Source organism: Banduia mediterranea (genome assembly GCF_031846245.1).
Taxonomy (GTDB): Bacteria; Pseudomonadota; Gammaproteobacteria; order Nevskiales; family Nevskiaceae; genus Banduia; species Banduia mediterranea.
In genome coordinates this window covers 14,184-32,157 of the sequence record NZ_JAVRIC010000009.1, presented here as the reverse complement: position 1 = coordinate 32,157, position 17,974 = coordinate 14,184, and the positions used below count along the sequence as shown (strand labels likewise).

The 17,974-nt window shown below is 65.3% G+C and carries 13 protein-coding genes; 4 read left to right on the top strand and 9 right to left on the bottom strand.

Annotated elements, in window-relative coordinates:
* Positions 1 to 7 precede the first annotated feature (7 nt).
* From secD to RM530_RS08090, 3 genes are all read right to left on the bottom strand, one after another.
* Complete coding sequence (secD, locus tag RM530_RS08100) at positions 8 to 1,867, bottom strand: protein translocase subunit SecD (RefSeq protein ID WP_311364720.1); 1,860 nt, start codon at positions 1,865 to 1,867, stop codon at positions 8 to 10.
* A 6-nt stretch (positions 1,868 to 1,873) separates the two neighbouring features.
* Positions 1,874 to 2,224 carry a preprotein translocase subunit YajC gene (gene yajC, locus RM530_RS08095; protein WP_349256200.1) on the bottom strand — a complete coding sequence of 117 codons (351 nt, stop codon included), beginning with the start codon at positions 2,222 to 2,224 and terminating at the stop codon, positions 1,874 to 1,876.
* Between the two features lie 549 nt (positions 2,225 to 2,773).
* A complete protein-coding gene (locus RM530_RS08090; protein ID WP_311364718.1) occupies positions 2,774 to 3,112 on the bottom strand; it encodes a P-II family nitrogen regulator in 339 nt (112 codons plus the stop codon).
* A gap of 189 nt (positions 3,113 to 3,301) precedes the next feature.
* Here RM530_RS08090 and RM530_RS08085 point away from each other — a divergent pair, with 189 nt between their 5' ends.
* A complete protein-coding gene (locus tag RM530_RS08085; protein ID WP_432276084.1) occupies positions 3,302 to 4,588 on the top strand; it encodes an MFS transporter in 1,287 nt (428 codons plus the stop codon).
* Here the strand turns inward: RM530_RS08085 and fghA are convergent.
* From fghA to ilvD, 3 genes are all read right to left on the bottom strand, one after another.
* The gene (fghA, locus tag RM530_RS08080; RefSeq protein WP_311364716.1) at positions 4,533 to 5,375 is read right to left on the bottom strand and encodes an S-formylglutathione hydrolase; all 843 of its coding nucleotides are present in this window, start codon (positions 5,373 to 5,375) and stop codon (positions 4,533 to 4,535) included. The two genes, RM530_RS08085 and fghA, sit on opposite strands and share 56 nt — an antisense overlap.
* Positions 5,375 to 6,484 (bottom strand): S-(hydroxymethyl)glutathione dehydrogenase/class III alcohol dehydrogenase, encoded by a 1,110-nt coding sequence (locus RM530_RS08075; RefSeq protein ID WP_311364715.1) that lies wholly within the window; start codon positions 6,482 to 6,484, stop codon positions 5,375 to 5,377. The genes fghA and RM530_RS08075 overlap by 1 nt, the downstream gene beginning before the upstream one ends.
* A 163-nt stretch (positions 6,485 to 6,647) precedes the next feature.
* On the bottom strand, positions 6,648 to 8,486 hold the full coding sequence (gene ilvD / locus RM530_RS08070; RefSeq protein ID WP_311364714.1) for a dihydroxy-acid dehydratase: 1,839 nt from the start codon (positions 8,484 to 8,486) through the stop codon (positions 6,648 to 6,650).
* 113 nt (positions 8,487 to 8,599) lie between these two features.
* Here ilvD and RM530_RS08065 point away from each other — a divergent pair, with 113 nt between their 5' ends.
* Positions 8,600 to 9,496, top strand: coding sequence for a LysR family transcriptional regulator (locus RM530_RS08065; RefSeq protein WP_311364713.1), 897 nt, complete (start codon positions 8,600 to 8,602; stop codon positions 9,494 to 9,496).
* Between the two features lie 32 nt (positions 9,497 to 9,528).
* Here RM530_RS08065 and mdeB read toward each other — a convergent pair whose 3' ends face one another.
* Positions 9,529 to 12,231, bottom strand: coding sequence for an alpha-ketoglutarate dehydrogenase (gene mdeB / locus RM530_RS08060; RefSeq protein WP_311364712.1), 2,703 nt, complete (start codon positions 12,229 to 12,231; stop codon positions 9,529 to 9,531).
* 149 nt (positions 12,232 to 12,380) lie between these two features.
* Here mdeB and uvrB point away from each other — a divergent pair, with 149 nt between their 5' ends.
* Complete coding sequence (uvrB, locus tag RM530_RS08055) at positions 12,381 to 14,435, top strand: excinuclease ABC subunit UvrB (protein WP_311364711.1); 2,055 nt, start codon at positions 12,381 to 12,383, stop codon at positions 14,433 to 14,435.
* Between the two features lie 81 nt (positions 14,436 to 14,516).
* A complete protein-coding gene (nhaD, locus tag RM530_RS08050) occupies positions 14,517 to 15,971 on the top strand; it encodes a sodium:proton antiporter NhaD (protein ID WP_311364710.1) in 1,455 nt (484 codons plus the stop codon).
* Between the two features lie 32 nt (positions 15,972 to 16,003).
* Here nhaD and RM530_RS08045 read toward each other — a convergent pair whose 3' ends face one another.
* A complete protein-coding gene (locus tag RM530_RS08045; protein ID WP_311364709.1) occupies positions 16,004 to 17,710 on the bottom strand; it encodes a Na(+)/H(+) antiporter subunit D in 1,707 nt (568 codons plus the stop codon).
* Positions 17,703 to 17,972 carry a hypothetical protein gene (locus tag RM530_RS08040; RefSeq protein ID WP_311364708.1) on the bottom strand — a complete coding sequence of 90 codons (270 nt, stop codon included), beginning with the start codon at positions 17,970 to 17,972 and terminating at the stop codon, positions 17,703 to 17,705. The genes RM530_RS08045 and RM530_RS08040 overlap by 8 nt, the downstream gene beginning before the upstream one ends.
* Between the last annotated feature and the right edge of the window lie 2 nt (positions 17,973 to 17,974).

The following is a 17,974-nucleotide window of genomic DNA, read 5'->3' as shown; positions in this document are numbered from 1 at the left end:
ATTCTCCTTACACCGGAAGATCGGTGAGGCGCTGCTTGCGCCCGTACGTGAGCTCGACCAGCGAACGCGAGCCGATGATGGCCGTGAACATCGAAGTGAGAATGCCGATCGACAGCGTCACCGCAAAGCCCTGCACCGGGCCGGTACCGAGGGCGAACAGCACCACTGCGGCTATCAGCGTGGTGATCTGGGAGTCGGCGATGGTGAGGAAGGCGCGGTCGTAACCGGCGCTGATCGCCTCGCGCGGGCTGCGCCCGGCGAACAGTTCCTCACGCACGCGCTCGTAAATGAGCACATTGGCGTCCACCGCCATGCCCAGCGTCAGCACGATGCCGGCAATGCCGGGCAGGGTCAGCGTGGCCTGAATCAGCGACATCGCCGCCACCACCAGTACCAGGTTGGTCATCAGCGCGATGCCGGCAAAGATGCCGAATACGCGGTAGTAGACCGCCATGTAGGCCACGACCAGCAGAAAGCCGATCAGCGCCGCCATGAAGCCCTTGTTGATGTTGTCGCGACCGAGGCTCGGGCCGATGGTGCGCTCCTCGACGATCACGATCGGCGCGGCCAGCGCACCGGCGCGCAATTGCAGCGCCAGGTCCTGGGCTTCCTTGCTGTCCAGCCCGGTGGTCTGAAAGCGCTTGCCGAAGATGCCGTTGATGGTGGCGACCGAAATCACTTCCTGCACGTCACGACGCTCGCGCATCGGCTCGCCCTTGGCGTTGTACGAGGTGGTGATCTGCGTTTCCTTGTAGAGCACCGCCATCGGCTTGCCGACGTTCTTCTGCGTGAAGTCGAACATCCTGTCGGCGGCGCGGCCGTTGAGCGTGACCAAAACCGCCGGCGAACCCGATTGCTGGTCGATGGTGGAGGTCGCATCCACGATCTGCGCGCCGGTGGCGATGACCTCGCGCTTGAGCAGCACCGGCTGGCCGTTGCGCTCATAGAACAGCTCGTCGCCGTACGGCACGTTGCCGCTGGCGGCGGCCGCATTGGCGTCGCCCTGGGTATCGACCGCGCGATATTCCAGGGTCGCGGTCGCGCCCAGCAGGTCCTTGACGCGGGTGGTGTCCTGCACGCCGGGAAGCTCGACCACGATACGGTCCCGACCCTGGCGCTGCACGATCGGCTCGGCCACGCCAAGCTGGTTGACGCGATTGCGCAGCGTCGTCAGGTTCTGCTTCACGGCGAAGTCGACGAGGCGCTTGCTTTCGTCTTCAGTCACGCGCGCGATCAAGGTCGGTGCGGTGGCATCGCCGCCGCTGCTGAACTGCAGCTCCGGGAATTCGCCGCCGAGCACCGCTTCGGCCTGGTCACGCAGATCGTCGTTCTTGAACTGCAGAACCACGGAATCCCCCTGAATGTTGCGCCCGCTGTAACGGATGTCCTGATCGCGCAGAAAACGCGGCAGATCTTCCAGATAGCGCGTCATCGCCGCCTTGAAGATGTCGTCGGTGGCGACTTCGAGCAGGAAGTGCACACCGCCGCGCAGGTCCAGGCCCAGCGCCATCGGCTGGGCACCGATGGCTTCCATCCAGGCCGGCGTCTTGGACGCCAGGTTCAGGGCAACGACGTAGTCGCGGCCCAGCCCCTGCTTGAGCGCGTCGGCCACATCGAGCTGCCGCTCCTCATCGGGCAGGCGGACAATCCACTGTCCGTCCTCGAGCGAGGATTCCAGCACTTCGGCACCGTCGGCCTTGAGCAGCGCGGCGATGCGGTCGCCGAAATCGGCGCTCAGCGGTTCGCCGTTCTGCCGGCTGACCTGCACGGCGGGGTCGTCACCATAGAGATTGGGCGCCGCGTAGAGCACGCCGAAGACCACCGCCAGCAACAGCAGCAGCGTCTTCCACAGGGGGTATGTGCGCATCTCGAATCAGGCGGACTTCAGGCTGCCCTTGGGCAGGACGCCGGTAATTGCCTGGCGCTGCAGCTTGATCACGGTGTTGTCAGCGATCTCGACGGAGACGAAATTCTCGCCCAGCGTCGTGACCTTGCCGGCCACGCCACCGGAGGTAACGACTTCATCACCGACCGCCAGCTTCTCCAGCAACTGCTTGTGTTCCTTGCTGCGCTTCATCTGCGGACGGATCAGCAGGAAGTAGAACAGCACGATCAGGGCAATCGGCATCAACATCGAAACTAGCGGACTGCCCTGCTGCGGCGCGGCCGCCTGTGCATAGGCGGAGCTGAGAAAGAAATCCAGCACGGATACGACTCCCGAAATAGAGTGAAAAGGTCTGAGTCCAGACCCCGTGGTGACGCGAAAGGTCGCGAATTATGCCACAGGCCGGCGGCTCGCCCGAATGCCCGTCCTGCCGGGCCGCAATGTCGGTCGAAGGCCTGGTGATAGCCTCCCGCTCAACTCAATTCCCGTCCTTTTCGGAGACCCGTTCCATGGCAAATTGCAAGGCGCCGCTGCGAGAAATCGACCTTGTTCTCAACAAGGTACTGAATGCCGGACAGCTCGCGGGGCTGCCCGGTTCCGAAGACGCGACGCCTGATTTCACGTCCACTTCGTGCTCGCGCGGCTGCCGGATGCACCTCCGGGCGTGAAGGGCCTGTCCACGTTCATCGGACCTTGTGCGGCGCAAGCTGTTCCTCAACGGCGGACGCCTGCCGCAGCGCTTCTTTGCCGCGGTACGCTCGCAGATGGTCGGGGACGCTCCGCCGGGCTAGTAGTACGTCCGCTGACCAAGGCGGTGAATGCACTCGAGGAAACCACGGCCCGCCCTGTCATCGACTGATCGTCACCGCGCCATTCGCACCGGCCGGCTCAAATCGCCTGGGCATCCCGCTCGCCCGTGCGGATACGCACGGTCTGGCCCAGGTCCAGCACGAAAATCTTGCCGTCTCCGATCTTGCCGGTGCGTGCCGCCGCCACGATGGCGTCGACAGCCGGCGCGCATTGATCGTCCGTCAATGCCACTTCGATCTTCAGCTTCGGAAGAAAGTCGACCACGTACTCGGCACCGCGATACATTTCGGTATGCCCTTTCTGCCGGCCGTAGCCCTTGACCTCGGTCACCGTAATGCCGGCAACCCCCATCGCCCCCAAGGCCGCGCGGACTTCGTCCAGTTTGTGCGGCTGCACTATTGCCATGACCATCTTCATGCCGGTTTTCCCCTTTTGCGCCCATAGTCAGTGTGTCGCCGACCCGCGTGAGGCGCCGCTATCGCGCGGTCGCTCCATCATGACGCACCCGGTGTGCCAGTGCACGCGCGGCCCGGTGAGCCACCGCAGCGGCCGCATGATGTTGCGGCGCAGCGAAAAACTGGGTCGAATGGCGCAATGATCAGACTCGTGCTTCCGATCACCGCCCTGCTGGGCGGTGTTGCCTTCCTGCTGCTTGGCAGCGGCCTGCTGAGCACCTTGCTCGCCGTGCGCGGCAATCTCGAAGGTTTCGGGGACCGGACCATCGGCCTGATCATGTCGAGCTATTTCCTCGGCTACTTCGTCGGCACCTACGTCGCGATTCCCCTGATCCTGCGCATCGGCCACATCCGCGCCTTCGCGTTCTGCGCCGCGATCGCGGCCTGCACCGCGCTTGGTCACACGCTGATCGTCAACCCCTGGGTGTGGATGGCGCTGCGCGTGCTGATGGGCATGGCCCTGGTGACGCTGTACACGGTGATCGAAAGCTGGCTCAACAGCGAGGCGCCGCCATCCAAGCGCGGCCAGGTGTTCGCGATCTACATGGCGGTCAATCTCGTGGCGCTGGCACTGGCTCAGCAGTTGATCCGCCTCGACGAAGCAACCGCGTTCAGCCTGTTCGCACTTGCCTCGATCCTGATCAGTGCCGCGTTGCTGCCGGTGACCTGGACGCGCCTGTCACCGCCGCAACCCCATCAGGCCGAACGGCTCCCGGTGAAACGCCTGTTCGCGATCGCGCCAGTCGCGGCCGGGGGCGCGCTGCTGTCGGGACTGGCGATGGGCGCACTGTGGGGACTGGCTCCGCTGTATGCCAGCCGGATCGGGCAGGACGAGGCTGGCGTCGCCCTGTTCATGAGTGCGGCAATTCTTGGCGGCGCCTTGCTGCAATGGCCGCTGGGCCGATATTCCGACACACATGATCGGCGTTCCGTCCTCGCGACGGTCTGCGCGCTGGCCGCCATCGCCGCGCTGTTGATGCCGCCGGCTTCCGGCTTCGGACTCAGCTTCGTCGCGGCACTGCTTTACGGCTGCTTCGCGTTCGCGGTCTATCCAATCTGCGTGGCACATCTCGTCGATCACCTGCCGAACGACCAATTGCTCGGCGGCAGCAGTGGCTTGCTGCTGCTGCATGGTGTGGGCGCTGCCATCGGCCCGGCCGTGGCCGGCAGCCTCATGGGCTATGCCGGACCCCACGCCCTGCCGGTGTATTTCGCGTTGATGCAAAGCGTGCTGGCCGGCTTCGCCTGGTGGTCACGACGCGGCCGGGCCGACGAGGCGCAACCGGCCCATTTCGTCGCCATGGTGCGGACGTCGCCACTCGCGATGGAAATGATGTCGACGCCCGAGGAACAGGGCATCCCGCCCGACGGGCTGAACGGCGCTACTTCAATGCCTGCGCGTGATGCGCCAGATGATCGGCAACGAAGCTCTGGATGAACCAATAGGAATGGTCGTAGCCGGCGTGGCGGCGCAGCTCCAGGGCCTGCCCCGAAACCTTGGCCGCGGCCTCCAGTGCCTCTGGCTTGAGCTGCTTCTCCAGAAACTGATCGGCCTCGCCCTGATCGACCAGGATCTTCCCCGGAAAGGCCTTGGCCTTGATCAACAGACTGGCGTCCCAGTCTTCCCAGCGCACGCGATCGGCACCCAGGTAATTGCCGAAGGCCTTTTCGCCCCAGGGCACGGCGCAGGGATTGGCGATCGGCGCAAACACCGACACCGACTGCCAACGCTGCGGATTGCGCAGCGCCGTCACCAGCGCGCCGTGGCCGCCCATGGAATGGCCGAAGATGCCGCGCTTGTCGCCGCGAATCGGGAAGTTCGCCTCGATCAGCGCCGGCAGCTCCTCGTTGACGTAGCTGCCCATGCGGTAGTGCCCGGCCCAGGGCGATTCGGTGGCATCCAGGTAGAAACCGGCCCCTACGCCGAAATCCCAGGATCCCGAATCACCCGGCAGGTCCAGGCCACGCGGCGAGGTATCGCAGGCCACCAGCGCAAGGCCGTATTCGGCCGCCAGACGCTGCGCGCCAGCCTTGATGACGAAGGTTTCCTCGCTGCAGGTCAGGCCGGCGAGGTAATACAGCGCGGGCACCGGGCCGTTCTTCGCCTGCGGCGGCAGGTACACAGCGAAATTCATGCGAGTGCGGGTCTGAGCGGAATCGTGCGCGTACAGACCGAGGCTGCCGCCGAAACAGACCTGCTCGCTGCGTGTTTCGATCGCCGCCATCAGTAGACCACCACGCTGCGGATCGACTCGCCGCGCGTCATCAGGTCAAAGCCTTCATTGATGCGCTCCAGCGGCAGGCTGTGCGTGATCAGGTCATCGATGTTGATCTTGCCGTCCATGTACCAGTCCACGATCTTCGGCACGTCGGTGCGGCCACGGGCGCCGCCGAAGGCCGAGCCCTGCCACACCCGCCCGGTGACGAGCTGAAACGGCCGCGTCTGGATTTCCTGCCCGGCCGCAGCCACGCCGATGATCGTCGAAACGCCCCAGCCGCGGTGACAGCACTCCAGCGCCTGACGCATCACCTGGGTGTTGCCGATACATTCGAAACTGTAGTCGGCACCGCCGTCCGTGAGTTCCACCAGGTGCGCGATGAGGTCGCCGTCCACGTCCCTGGGATTGACGAAGTGAGTCATGCCGAACTGGCGAGCCAATGCCTCGCGTTCCGGATTCAGGTCCACGCCGATGATCTTGTCGGCACCGACCATTTTCGCGCCCTGAATCACGTTGAGGCCGATGCCGCCGAGCCCGAACACGATGACATTGGCGCCGGCCTCGACCTTGGCCGTGAACAGCACCGCACCGATGCCGGTGGTGACGCCGCAGCCGATGTAGCAGACCTTGTCGAACGGTGCGTCCTCACGGATTTTCGCCAGCGCGATCTCCGGCAACACCGTGTAGTTGGAGAAGGTGGAGCAGCCCATGTAGTGATGGATAGGCTTGCCCTGGTAGGAAAAGCGGCTGCTGCCGTCCGGCATCAGGCCCTGGCCCTGGGTGGCGCGAATCGAGGTGCACAGATTGGTCTTGTGCGAGGTGCAGCTCTTGCACTCGCGACACTCGGGCGTATACAGCGGAATCACGTGATCGCCCTTCTTCAGGCCCTTCACGTCCGGGCCTACATCGACCACCACGCCCGCACCCTCGTGACCGAGGATGGATGGGAAAAGGCCCTCCGGATCGGCGCCGGACAGCGTGTATTTGTCGGTGTGGCAGATGCCGGAAGCCTTGATCTCGACCAGGACTTCGCCAGCCTTGGGGCCGTCAAGCTGCACGGTTTCGATGCTCAGCGGCTGGCCGGCTTCGAAGGCAACGGCGGCACGGACGTCCATGGGGGTCTCCAGGCGGGCTTGTTGTCGGGTGCGCGGTGGCGCTTGCGCGCGCAAGGCCGGCATGGTGCCGGCCCGATGCGGCGCGCGCAAACCGGGTGCGGAATCGGCGCAGTCCGGCCGTGGCCCCGCACCCAACGCGGCGGGACGACGTCGCCGCGCGCGCTCAGTCGAACAGGCTCAGGTCGCGCACCGCCCCCTTGTCCGCACTGGTGGCCAATTTGGCGTAGGCCTTGAGCGCGGTACTGAGCTTGCGCGGTCGCGGTGCCGCCGGCTTCCAGCCGCGCGCGTCCTGCTCGGTGCGGCGCCGCGCGAGTTCCTCATCGCTGAGTTTGGCCCGGATCGATCGCCCGGGAATGTCGATTTCGATGCGGTCGCCGTCGCGGATCAGGCCGATGGCACCGCCTTCGGCCGCTTCCGGCGAGACATGACCGATCGACAGCCCAGAGGTGCCACCGGAGAAGCGGCCGTCGGTCACCAGCGCGCAGGCCTTGCCCAGGCCCTTGGACTTCAGATAGCTGGTCGGATACAGCATTTCCTGCATGCCGGGACCGCCGCGCGGGCCTTCGTAGCGGATGATGACGACGTCACCTTCCTTGACACGCCCGCCGAGGATGGCATGCACGGCGTCATCCTGGCTCTCCAGGACCACGGCCGGGCCGCCGAATTGCAGACTGCCGGCGTCGACCCCGGCGGTCTTGACGATGCAACCACGCTCGGCAAGGTTGCCGAACAGCACGGCGAGGCCCCCGTCCTGGCTATAGGCATGCGCCTTGTCGCGAATGCAGCCCGTGCTGCGATCCGTATCCAGCGTCTCGTAGCGGCAGGCCTGCGAAAACGCCTGCGTGGTGCGGATGCCGGCGGGACCGGCGCGGTAGAACTCGTGCACGGCAGCATCGTCGCTGAGCGTGATGTCCCACTGCCGCAGCGCCGCCGCCAACGGGCCGCCGTGCACGGTACCCACCGAAGTGTCGAGCAGATCGGCGCGGGCAAGTTCGCCGAGAATCGCCATCACACCGCCAGCGCGATGCACATCCTCCAGATGGTGGTGGCTGCTGGGGGCGACCTTGCACAGATTGGGCACCTTGCGTGACAGCCGATCGATATCCGCCATCGTGAAGTCGACCTCCCCTTCCAGCGCCGCAGCCAGCAGATGCAGCACGGTGTTGGTGGAGCCGCCCATGGCGATATCCAGGGTCATCGCGTTCTCGAACGCGGCCTTGGTCGCGATGTTGCGCGGCAGCACGCTGGCGTCGTCCTGTTCGTAGTAGCGCTTGGCGAGGTCCACCACCGTGCTGCCGGCACGGCGGAACAGGGCTTCGCGGTCGACGTGCGTGGCCACCAGCGAACCGTTGCCCGGCAGCGACAGGCCCAGCGCCTCGGTCAGGCAGTTCATCGAATTGGCGGTGAACATGCCGGAGCACGAACCACAGGTCGGACAAGCCGAGCGTTCGATCTGGTCCACGTCCGCATCCGAGACGCGGTCGTCGGCTGCGGCAACCATCGCGTCCACCAAATCCAGCGGAATCACTTTGTCGGCGAGCGTGGTCTTGCCGGCCTCCATCGGCCCGCCGGAGACGAACACCACCGGGATGTTCAGGCGCATCGCCGCCATCAGCATGCCCGGCGTGATCTTGTCGCAGTTGGAAATGCACACCAGCGCATCGGCCGTATGCGCGTTGCACATGTATTCCACGCTGTCGGCGATGATGTCGCGCGAGGGCAGCGAGTAGAGCATGCCATCGTGACCCATGGCGATGCCGTCGTCGACGGCGATGGTGTTGAATTCCTTGCCGATGCCCCCGGCCTTCTCGATCTCCCCGATCACCAGCTGGCCGAGGTCCTTGAGGTGCACATGGCCGGGCACGAACTGCGTGAACGAGTTGGCCACGGCGATGATCGGCTTGGTGAAGTCGCCGTCCTTCATGCCGGTGGCGCGCCACAGGGCGCGCGCGCCGGCCATGTTGCGGCCGTGGGTGCTGGTACGGGAACGGTAGGCGGGCATCGGCGGTTTCCTTGCGTGCGGGGCGCGGCTGGGTTCTCAAAGCGACACTGTGCTGTGTTTTACCTATACCGACCAATACAATATATCGCGCTCAGGTATAGGGAATCCAAATAGTGGACCTGCGTCAGCTGCGTTATTTCGCGGCCATCGTCGAGGAAGGCAGCCTGTCGCGTGCGGCGGCGCGGCTGCACGTGTCGCAGCCGCCGCTGTCGACCCATCTCAAGGCGCTGGAGCGTGAAATCGGCGCCGCCCTGCTCGTCCGCGGCAACCGCGGCGTGACGCCGACCGCCGCCGGCGCGGTGTTCTACGAGGAAGTCCGCGCGGTGCTGAGCCGGCTGGAGCAGGCGCAGGAACGTGCGCTGCAAGTCCATCGCGGCGACGTCGGTGTGCTCTCGGTCGGCTTCGTCTCGATCGCCGACTACAGCATCCTGCCGCCGGCCCTGAGCCACTTCCGCGCGCGCTGTCCACGGGTGGAGGTGCAATTACACGAACTGACCACCGACGCTCAGATTCGCGAGCTGCGGGCCGGGCGGCTGGACCTCGCCATCGGCCTGGCGCCGGTGGATGAACCAGATCTGCGATTCGAGCGCCTGCGTCGGGAGGCACTGATACTGGCGGCGCCAGAGGATCATCCCGCTGCCCAGCACTCCGATCCGGTCGATCTGCGCAGCCTGGCCAAGGCCAGTTTCATCGTGCCGCCGCGCGCGATCGGGCCGGGGCTCTATGATCTGGTGATCAGCCGCTGCCGCGCGGCGGGCTTCGTCCCACGCATCACGCAAAGCGCGCGGCAGATGCAGACCGTGATCGGGCTGGTGTCCGCCGGCATGGGCGTCGCCCTGGTACCCTCGTCGGTGCAGAACCTGCAACGCGCCGGTGTGCGCTACCTGCCGCTGAGCGGACGCTCTGCGAAGATCGAGCTTGGCATCCTGCGCAGAGACGCAGACGCGGCACCCCTGGCGCAGAATTTCATCGAGACCCTGCGCGGCCTGGCGGACGCGGCGCCGAGCTGATCGGCTTGCCTGCTCACCCCCGGCACCCACCTTCAACGGGTCCACGGTGCGCCAGGATCACCGTTACGGCCGTAGCGTTCCCGCGCGGCCATGACACTGGACGCGTCCACTGCACCTTCGACATGCAGGGCGTCCAGCGCCGCGATGACGATGGACGCCGCGTCCACCTCGAAGAATTTGCGCAGTGCCGCGCGCGTGTCGCTGCGACCGAAGCCGTCGGTGCCCAACGTGACATAGCGATTCGGGACAAAGCCCCGGATCAGCTCCGGCAAGGCGCGCACGTAGTCACTGGCGGCGATCACCGGCCCCTTGGCGCCCTGCAACAAATGCGTGACCCGAGGTAACGCAGCGGACTCGCCGCAGCGCGCCGTGCGTTCGCAGGCAATGCCCTCGCGCTGCAACTCGGTATAGCTGGTCACGCTCCAGACATCGGCATCGATGCTCCAATGCGCCGACAGCCACTCGCGGGCTTTGAGCACCTCGCTCATGATCGCACCCGAACCCAGCAGCTGGACCTGGGCATCTTTCGCCGCTCCCGGCAGGCGGTACAGCCCACCGAGAATCGCCGCGCGGGATCCGTCACCGTCCGGCATCGACGGCTGCGCATCGTTGGCGTTCATCACCGTGAGGTAATAGAACACGTCAGTCTGCTCGGCCAGCATTTCCTGCATGCCGCGTTCGACGATCACCGCCACTTCATAGGCAAAGGCCGGGTCCCAGGCACGGCAGTTCGGCACCGCCGAGAACGACAGATGGCTTTGGCCGTCCTGATGCTGCAGCCCTTCGCCGCCCAGGGTGGTGCGCCCGGAGGTGGCGCCGATCAGGAAGCCGCGCGCACGTTGATCGCCGGCCGCCCAGATGAAATCGCCGACGCGCTGATAGCCGAACATCGAGTAGTAGATGTAGAACGGCAGCATCGGCTTGTCGTGCACGCTGTAGCTGGTGGCCGCAGCGATCCACGAGGAAATCGCGCCGGCTTCGGAAATGCCTTCCTCCAGAATCTGGCCGGACTTCTCCTCGCGGTAATACAACATCGTGCCCATGTCCTCGGGCTCGTACATCTGGCCGTGCGGCGCGTAGATGCCGACCTGACGGAACAGATTGGCCATGCCGAAAGTGCGCGCCTCGTCGGCGACGATCGGCACGATGCAAGAACCGAGTTTCTTGTCCTTGAGCAGGCCGCCGAGCATGCGCACGAAGGCCATGGTGGTCGACATCGCCTTGCCGTCGGCCTGCAACGCGAACCTGGCGAAGGATTCCAGCGCCGGCACCGGCAGCACTTCGGCGGACTGCCTGCGACGCCGCGGCAGGTAACCGCCGAGCGATTCGCGGCGCCGTTGCAGGTAGCGCAGTTCCGCACTGTCAGCGGCCGGTTTGTAGAACTCCAGCTTCTCGACCTGCTCGTCGCTCAGCGGCAGACCGAAGCGGTCCCGAAAATCCTTGAGGCTTTCGAGTTCCACCTTCTTGTTCTGGTGCGTGGTCATGCGGCCCTGCCCAGCGGCGCCCATGCCGTAGCCCTTCATGGTCTTGGCCAGGATCACGGTGGGCTGGCCGCGATGCGCCGCCGCCGCGGCATAGGCCGCGTAGAGCTTTTTCACGTCGTGCCCGCCGCGCTTGAGGCGTTCGACTTCCTCGTCGCTCATGTTGGCGACCAGGGCCTTGAGCTCCGGCGTCTGCGAAAAGAAGCGCTCGCGGTTGTAGGCGCCGTCGTTGGCCGAGAAGGTCTGGAACTGTCCGTCCACGGTTTCGGCGAAGGCGCGCAGCAGCTCGCCCTGGGTGTCGCGCGCGAACAGCACGTCCCAGTCCGAGCCCCACAGCACCTTGATCACGTTCCAGCCGGCGCCGAGGAACAGGGCTTCGAGTTCGTCGATGATGCGGCTGTTGCCACGCACCGGCCCGTCCAGGCGTTGCAGATTGCAGTTGACGACAAACGTCAGGTTGTCCAGCCGCTCGCGCGCCGCCAGCGACAGCGCGCCGATCGATTCGGGTTCGTCCATCTCGCCGTCGCCGAAGAAGCCCCAGACCCGGCGGCCGGCGGTCTCCTGCAGTCCACGGTCCTGCAGATAGCGCATGAAACGCGCGTGATAGATCGCGCTGATCGGGCCCAGTCCCATGGAACCGGTCGGAAACTGCCAGAAATCCGGCATCAGCCAGGGATGCGGATAGGAGCACAGGCCGTGGCCGGCGATCTCCTGGCGGTAGTTGTCGAGATGCGCTTCGTCGAGGTGTCCTTCCAGCCAGGCACGTGCATACACGCCGGGCGAGGAATGCGGCTGGAAGAACACCAGATCCTCGCCTTCGGCATGGCCGGCGGCCTTGAAGAAATGATTGAATCCGACCTCGAACAGCTCCGCCGCCGAGGCGTAGCTGGCGATGTGGCCGCCCAGCTCGGCGCTGGTCTGGTTGGCACGCACCACCATCGCCAGGGCGTTCCAGCGGATCGCGCCCATCAGCTTGTCTTCGAGCCGGGTATCGCCGGGATAGGCCGGCTGCGCCTCCACCGGAATGGTGTTGCGGTACGGCGTGATGCGCGCGCGGCCGGACTGCACGCCGCGCGTCAGCGCATGGTCCGCGAGCCGGTCGAACAGGTACTGCGCACGCGCCTTGCCGTGCACACGCACCACCGCGTCGAAGGCTTCGAGCCATTCGCGGGTTTCTTCGGTGTCGGTGTCGGCATCGGCACCGCCGGCGGCGGCCGACAGCACGACTTCGCCGCCCGTGGGCAGGTCGTTCATGGTGAGTTCTGGGCAAAGAGTCTGGCGGCGATTCTATCGCTATCGCCGGAGCGCCGCGCCTTGCTGACAACGAATGTCAGCAAGGCTGCGGTATCCTTTTGTGTTCTCCATTTTTGTCCGGCGCCCGGCCGGCAAGGACCCCGCTGCCAATGGCACGAGACCTCAGCGAAGCACAGCTCGCGCGCCTGGCGCGGCGCGACAACATCCCGTTCCAGCTGAAAGCCGACTGGGCTCCGGCCGGCGATCAACCGGCCGCGATCCAGGGGCTGACGGCGGGGCTCGAAGACGGCCTCAGCCACCAGACCCTGCTGGGCGTGACCGGCTCCGGCAAGACCTACACCATCGCCAACGTCATCCAGCAGTTGCAGCGGCCGACGATGATCATGGCGCCGAACAAGACGCTGGCGGCGCAGCTCTACGGCGAGTTCAAGGAATTCTTCCCGGACAATGCGGTGGAGTATTTCGTCTCCTACTACGACTACTACCAGCCGGAAGCCTACGTTCCGTCCACCGACACCTTCATCGAGAAGGACAGTTCGATCAACGACCACATCGAACAGATGCGACTGTCGGCGACCAAGGCGCTGCTGGAGCGCCGCGACGTGATCATCGTCGCCTCGGTGTCGGCGATCTACGGCCTCGGCGACCCCGAGGCCTACGCCACGATGCGCCTGCACCTCGACAAGGGCGACATCATCGGCCAGCGCGAGATCATCCGCCGCCTCACCGAGATGCAGTACACACGCAATGACCTGGAACTCAGGCGCGGCACCTATCGCGTGCGCGGCGAGATCATCGACGTGCATCCGGCCGAATCCGACGACGAGGCCGTGCGCATCGAGCTGTTCGACGAGGAGGTCGAGTCTCTGTCGTTCTTCGATCCGCTCACCGGCGAATCGCTGCGCCGCGTGCCGCGCCTGACGATCTACGCCAAGTCGCACTACGTGACGCCACGTGAACGCCTGTTGGCGACCTTCGACGCGATCCGCGAGGAGTTGCGCGAGCGACTCAAGGTCCAGCGCGAGAACGGCAAGCTGCTGGAAGCGCAGCGCCTGGAGCAGCGCACCACCTTCGACCTGGAGATGATTCAGGAGATCGGCTACTGCTCTGGCATCGAGAACTACTCGCGCTACCTGTCGGGCCGTGGCCCCGGCGAGCCGCCGCCGTGTCTGCTCGACTACCTGCCGCCGGACGCGCTGATGGTGCTGGACGAATCGCACGTCACCGTTCCGCAGATCGGCGCCATGTACAAGGGCGACCGCTCACGCAAGGAAACCCTGGTCGAATACGGATTCCGCCTGCCCAGCGCGATGGACAACCGGCCGCTGCGCTTCGACGAATTCGAACGCATCGTGCCGCAGACCATCTTCGTCTCCGCCACGCCCGGGTCCTACGAGGCGCAGCACGCGCAGCAGGTGGTCGAACAGGTGGTGCGCCCCACCGGCCTGATCGACCCCGACGTGGAAATCCGGCCGGCCGGCACGCAGGTGGACGACGTGCTCGGCGAGATCCGCCTGCGCGCCGAAGCCGGCGAGCGCGTGCTGATCACCGTGCTGACCAAGCGCATGGCCGAGGATCTGACCGACTACCTGCACGAACACAGCGTCAAGGTGCGTTACATGCACTCCGACGTGGACACCGTGGAGCGCGCCGAGATCATCCGCGACCTGCGCCTGGGTCTGTTCGACGTGCTGGTCGGCATCAACCTGCTGCGCGAGGGTCTGGACCTGCCGGAAGTCTCGCTTGTTGCGATCATGGACGCCGACAAGGAAGGTTTCCTGCGTTCCGAGCGTTCGCTGATCCAGACCATCGGCCGCGCCGCGCGTCACCTGCGCGGCAAGGCGATCCTCTACGCCGACGAAATCACCAGGTCGATGCGCAGCGCCATCGACGAAACCGACCGTCGCCGCGACAAACAGCGCGCCCACAACGCCGCACACGGCATCACGCCCAAGGGAATCGAGAAGCGCATCGGTGACATCCTCAAGGCCGGCTACGAGGAAATCTCCGTGGCCGCCGGGCTCAAGGCCGCCGAGAAGCGCGGCGAGTACGGCGATATTTCACCGGACAAGCTCGCCAAGGTCATCAAGCAGCTCGAAAAAGACATGTTCAAGGCCGCGCAGAACCTGGAGTTCGAAAAGGCCGCGTCGCTGCGCGACCAGATCAAGAAAGCGCGCGAACAGGTACTGGTCAACGCCGCCTGATCGGCCTCGCGCGCAGAAGACGCGCCACCGATCGTTCAGAAGTCCTAAACTACGCCGCCGAAAAACGAGACGGAACCCCGAATGACCGCATTGTCGCGCACGCTTGGCCTGAGCCTGGCGGCTCTGTTCACCTTCCTTCCGACACTGGCCCTGGCCGCAGAGCCCGCGGGCGCGCATGACCACACCGATCACTGGGTCGGTTGGGTCTGCGTCGCCCTGTTCGTGGTCGCCTACGCGCTGGTCGTGGCCGAGGAATGGCTCAAGCTGCGCAAGTCGATTCCGGTGCTGCTGGCCGCCGGTGCGATCTGGATATTGATCGGCTACCTCTATACACAGCTCGGCGACTCCGCCTACGTCGAGGAAACCGTCGAGCACAGCCTGCTCGAATACGGCGAGTTGTTCCTGTTCCTGCTGGTGGCGATGACCTACATCAACACCCTGGAAGAACGCAACGTCTTCGACGCCCTGCACGGCTGGCTGGTATCGCGCGGCTTCTCGCTGCGGACGATCTACTGGCTCACCGGGCTGCTGTCGTTCTTCATCTCGCCGGTGGCGGACAACATGACCACGGCGCTGGTGATGTCCTCGGTGGCCATGGCCGTGGGCCAGGGGCGGCCAAAGTTCGTCGTCGTCGCCTGCATCAACATCGTCGTCGCGGCCAATGCCGGCGGTGCCTGGAGTCCGTTCGGCGACATCACCACGCTGATGGTCTGGCAGAAGGGCAAGGTCGGCGCCCTGGAATTCCTGGCGCTGTTCCTGCCGTCGATCGTCAACTGGCTGGTGCCGGCGGCGCTGATGTCGCTGGCCGTGCCGCGTGAGGTACCCGAAGCCTTCGAGGACGCGCCGCGCGTCAAGCCCGGCGGTTACGTCGTCATCGGCCTGTTCGTGTTCACCATCGTCATGACGATTACGGCGCACAGCCTGTTCCATCTGCCGGCGGTGGTCGGAATGATGGCCGGACTCGGCCTGCTCAAGCTGTTCGGCTCCTTCCTCAACCGCCGCGACATGCGCGAGATCAGCTTCCTTGAAGAAGGCGGGATGCGCCCCGACACTGCGCCGCAAAGAACCTCGGCGCACCCCTTCAACGTGTTCGAGCAGGTGGCGCGAGCCGAATGGGACACGCTGCTGTTTTTCTACGGCATCATCCTGTGCGTCGGCGGGCTCGGCACGCTGGGCTATCTCACCGTGGGTTCGGAGGCCATGTACACCGGGCTGGGCGCCACCCAGGCCAATGTCATCGTCGGCTTCGCCTCGGCGATCATCGACAACATCCCGGTAATGTACGCGGTGCTGACCATGGACCCGCTGATGTCGCACGGGCAATGGCTGCTGGTGACGCTGACGGCCGGCGTCGGCGGATCATTGCTGTCGATCGGTTCGGCGGCGGGCGTCGCCGTCATGGGCCAGGCGCATGGGCAGTACACGTTTTTCGCACACCTGCGCTGGTCCTGGGCGATCGTGCTCGGCTATGTCGCCAGCATACTGGTGCACTTCTGGATCAATGCGGCCGCGTTCGCGGTGATTGCGGCGCCCTGAGCGGGCGCCGCGAGTCGCCCCCGGACAACGCGCTACGAGCGTCCCAACAGGAAGGACAGCATCAGCAGCACGGCCAGGGCGCCCGTCACCCAGGCGGTGATCGAGCCGGTGCTTTGATGCCCGATCAGGCCGGCGCCGTGACGCTGCACCTGCCCGACCATCGCCAGGCTGCGACGAGCGAGATCTCCCAGCAGACCCTGCCACGCCGCGCCCAGGCGATCGAGCCCACGCAAGGCCACGCCGACCAGGGCCGGCGCCGCACGGCGGTAGATCCAGTCGCTATCGAGATTCAGCGATCGAATCTCCGGCGGATACCAGCCGCGCCGATACAGGAAGGCGAAGCCCGCCGCGGCGAACAGCAGCAACTGCAACTGAGTGATCACATGACCGGCGGTATATGGCGAATAGGCCACGGCGTATGGCAACAGATCGTAGAGCGGCTGCGGATACACGCCGATTCCGATACACAGGAAAGCCGCCGCCCCCATCGCCAGCAACATGTTGCTCGGCGCCTCCTGGCAACGCTTGCCGGAGTCGTGCGCAAAGAACGAGAAGAACGGGATCTTGATGCCGGAATGATCGAGCACGCCCGCCGAAGCAAACAGCAGAATCAACCACGGCAGCCACAGATGCTCCTCCCCGGCGGCCGACAGGATCATCGACTTGGTGACAAAACCGGAGGTCAGCGGAAACGCCGAGATCGAAACCGAGCCGACGATGCACAGGCCCGCCGTCCACGGCATGGATTTGTAGAGTCCACCCAGCTCCGAGGCCTTGACCGTACCCACGCGGTACAACACCGCGCCCATCGCCATGAACAGCAGCGACTTGTAGATGATGTGCGCGAAGGCATGCGCCGCGGCACCGTTGATCGCCAGGTCGGTGCCGATGCCGATGCCGCAGACCATGAAACCGAGCTGGTTGTTGAGGCTGTACGACAGCACGCGCCGCAGGTCGTTTTCGATGACCGCGAAGAAGATCGGGAACAGCGTCATCGCCGCGCCGATCCAGATCAGGATTTCGGTACCCGCGAAGCCACGGGCCAGCGCGTAGACCGCGAGCTTGGTGGTGAAGATCGACAGCACCACGGTACCGGTGACGGTGGCTTCCGGATAGGCGTCCTGCAGCCAGTTGTGCAGCAGCGGAAACGCGCATTTGACGCCGATCGCGACCAGCATCATCAGCGAGCCAGGTTCATCGAGCGTCATCCGCTCGAAGGCGAGATCGCCCGTCGCCGTGTAGCGCATCACGATACCGGACAGCAGCAGCACGCCGGCGCCAGCCTGCACCAGCAGATAGCGCATGCCCACGTGATAGGCCCGTTCGGTACGCCGCGCCCAGATCAGGAACACCGAGGAAATCGCCGTCAGTTCCCAATGCAACAGCATGGTGATGAGGTCTCCGGCGAGGACCGCGCCCACCGCCGCACCGGCATAGACCAGCGTGCTGGCATGCTGCAGGACATCACGCAGATGCCAGGCGTAGACCGCCGAGATCAGCGCCGCGATATGGAAGATCAGCGCAAAGATGAAGGCCAGTTTGTCGACGCGGAGCGTGACCAGATCCAGACCGAACAACACCGCCCGCCCGCTCTCGCCATCCGGCAGACAGCACAGCAGCACCAGGCTTGCCGCCGGCAGCGCCAGACTCATGATGCGACGCGGCAGCGGCCCCAGCAGCGGCAGCAGCAGGCCACCGAAAATCAGCAGCAGTGCCGGATTGGCCCACCACTCAGTCATGGTCGCGCTCCGGCGGCGCGGACTGGTAATAGGTCTCGGGACGCCCGATCAGACGCCGCAGAACCTTGGCAGCGTTGACGATGAACACATAGGCCAGAAAGCCGAAACCGCAGAAGAAGCCGAACCAGTGCTCGAACTCGAAATGGCCGTGGCGTTCATAGAACAGGTCCACGAGCAGCAGCGCTGCGCAGGCCAGGTAGAGAATCCGGACCAGCAGCGTCGCGCTCTGCGGTCGGTCCAGCCAATGCTTGGATTTGTTCATGG

Bases quoted from the DNA above. Each gene is read 5' to 3' on its own strand.
- secD (WP_311364720.1), bottom strand. From the start codon at position 1,867: ATGCGCACATACCCCCTGTGGAAGACGCTGCTGCTGTTGCTGGCGGTG.
- RM530_RS08090 (WP_311364718.1), bottom strand. From the start codon at position 3,112: ATGAAGATGGTCATGGCAATAGTGCAGCCGCACAAACTGGACGAAGTC.
- fghA (WP_311364716.1), bottom strand. From the start codon at position 5,375: ATGGCGGCGATCGAAACACGCAGCGAGCAGGTCTGTTTCGGCGGCAGC.
- RM530_RS08075 (WP_311364715.1), bottom strand. From the start codon at position 6,484: ATGGACGTCCGTGCCGCCGTTGCCTTCGAAGCCGGCCAGCCGCTGAGC.
- ilvD (WP_311364714.1), bottom strand. From the start codon at position 8,486: ATGCCCGCCTACCGTTCCCGTACCAGCACCCACGGCCGCAACATGGCC.
- mdeB (WP_311364712.1), bottom strand. From the start codon at position 12,231: ATGAACGACCTGCCCACGGGCGGCGAAGTCGTGCTGTCGGCCGCCGCC.
- uvrB (WP_311364711.1), top strand. From the start codon at position 12,381: ATGGCACGAGACCTCAGCGAAGCACAGCTCGCGCGCCTGGCGCGGCGC.
- nhaD (WP_311364710.1), top strand. From the start codon at position 14,517: ATGACCGCATTGTCGCGCACGCTTGGCCTGAGCCTGGCGGCTCTGTTC.
- RM530_RS08045 (WP_311364709.1), bottom strand. From the start codon at position 17,710: ATGACTGAGTGGTGGGCCAATCCGGCACTGCTGCTGATTTTCGGTGGC.
- RM530_RS08040 (WP_311364708.1), bottom strand. From the start codon at position 17,972: ATGAACAAATCCAAGCATTGGCTGGACCGACCGCAGAGCGCGACGCTG.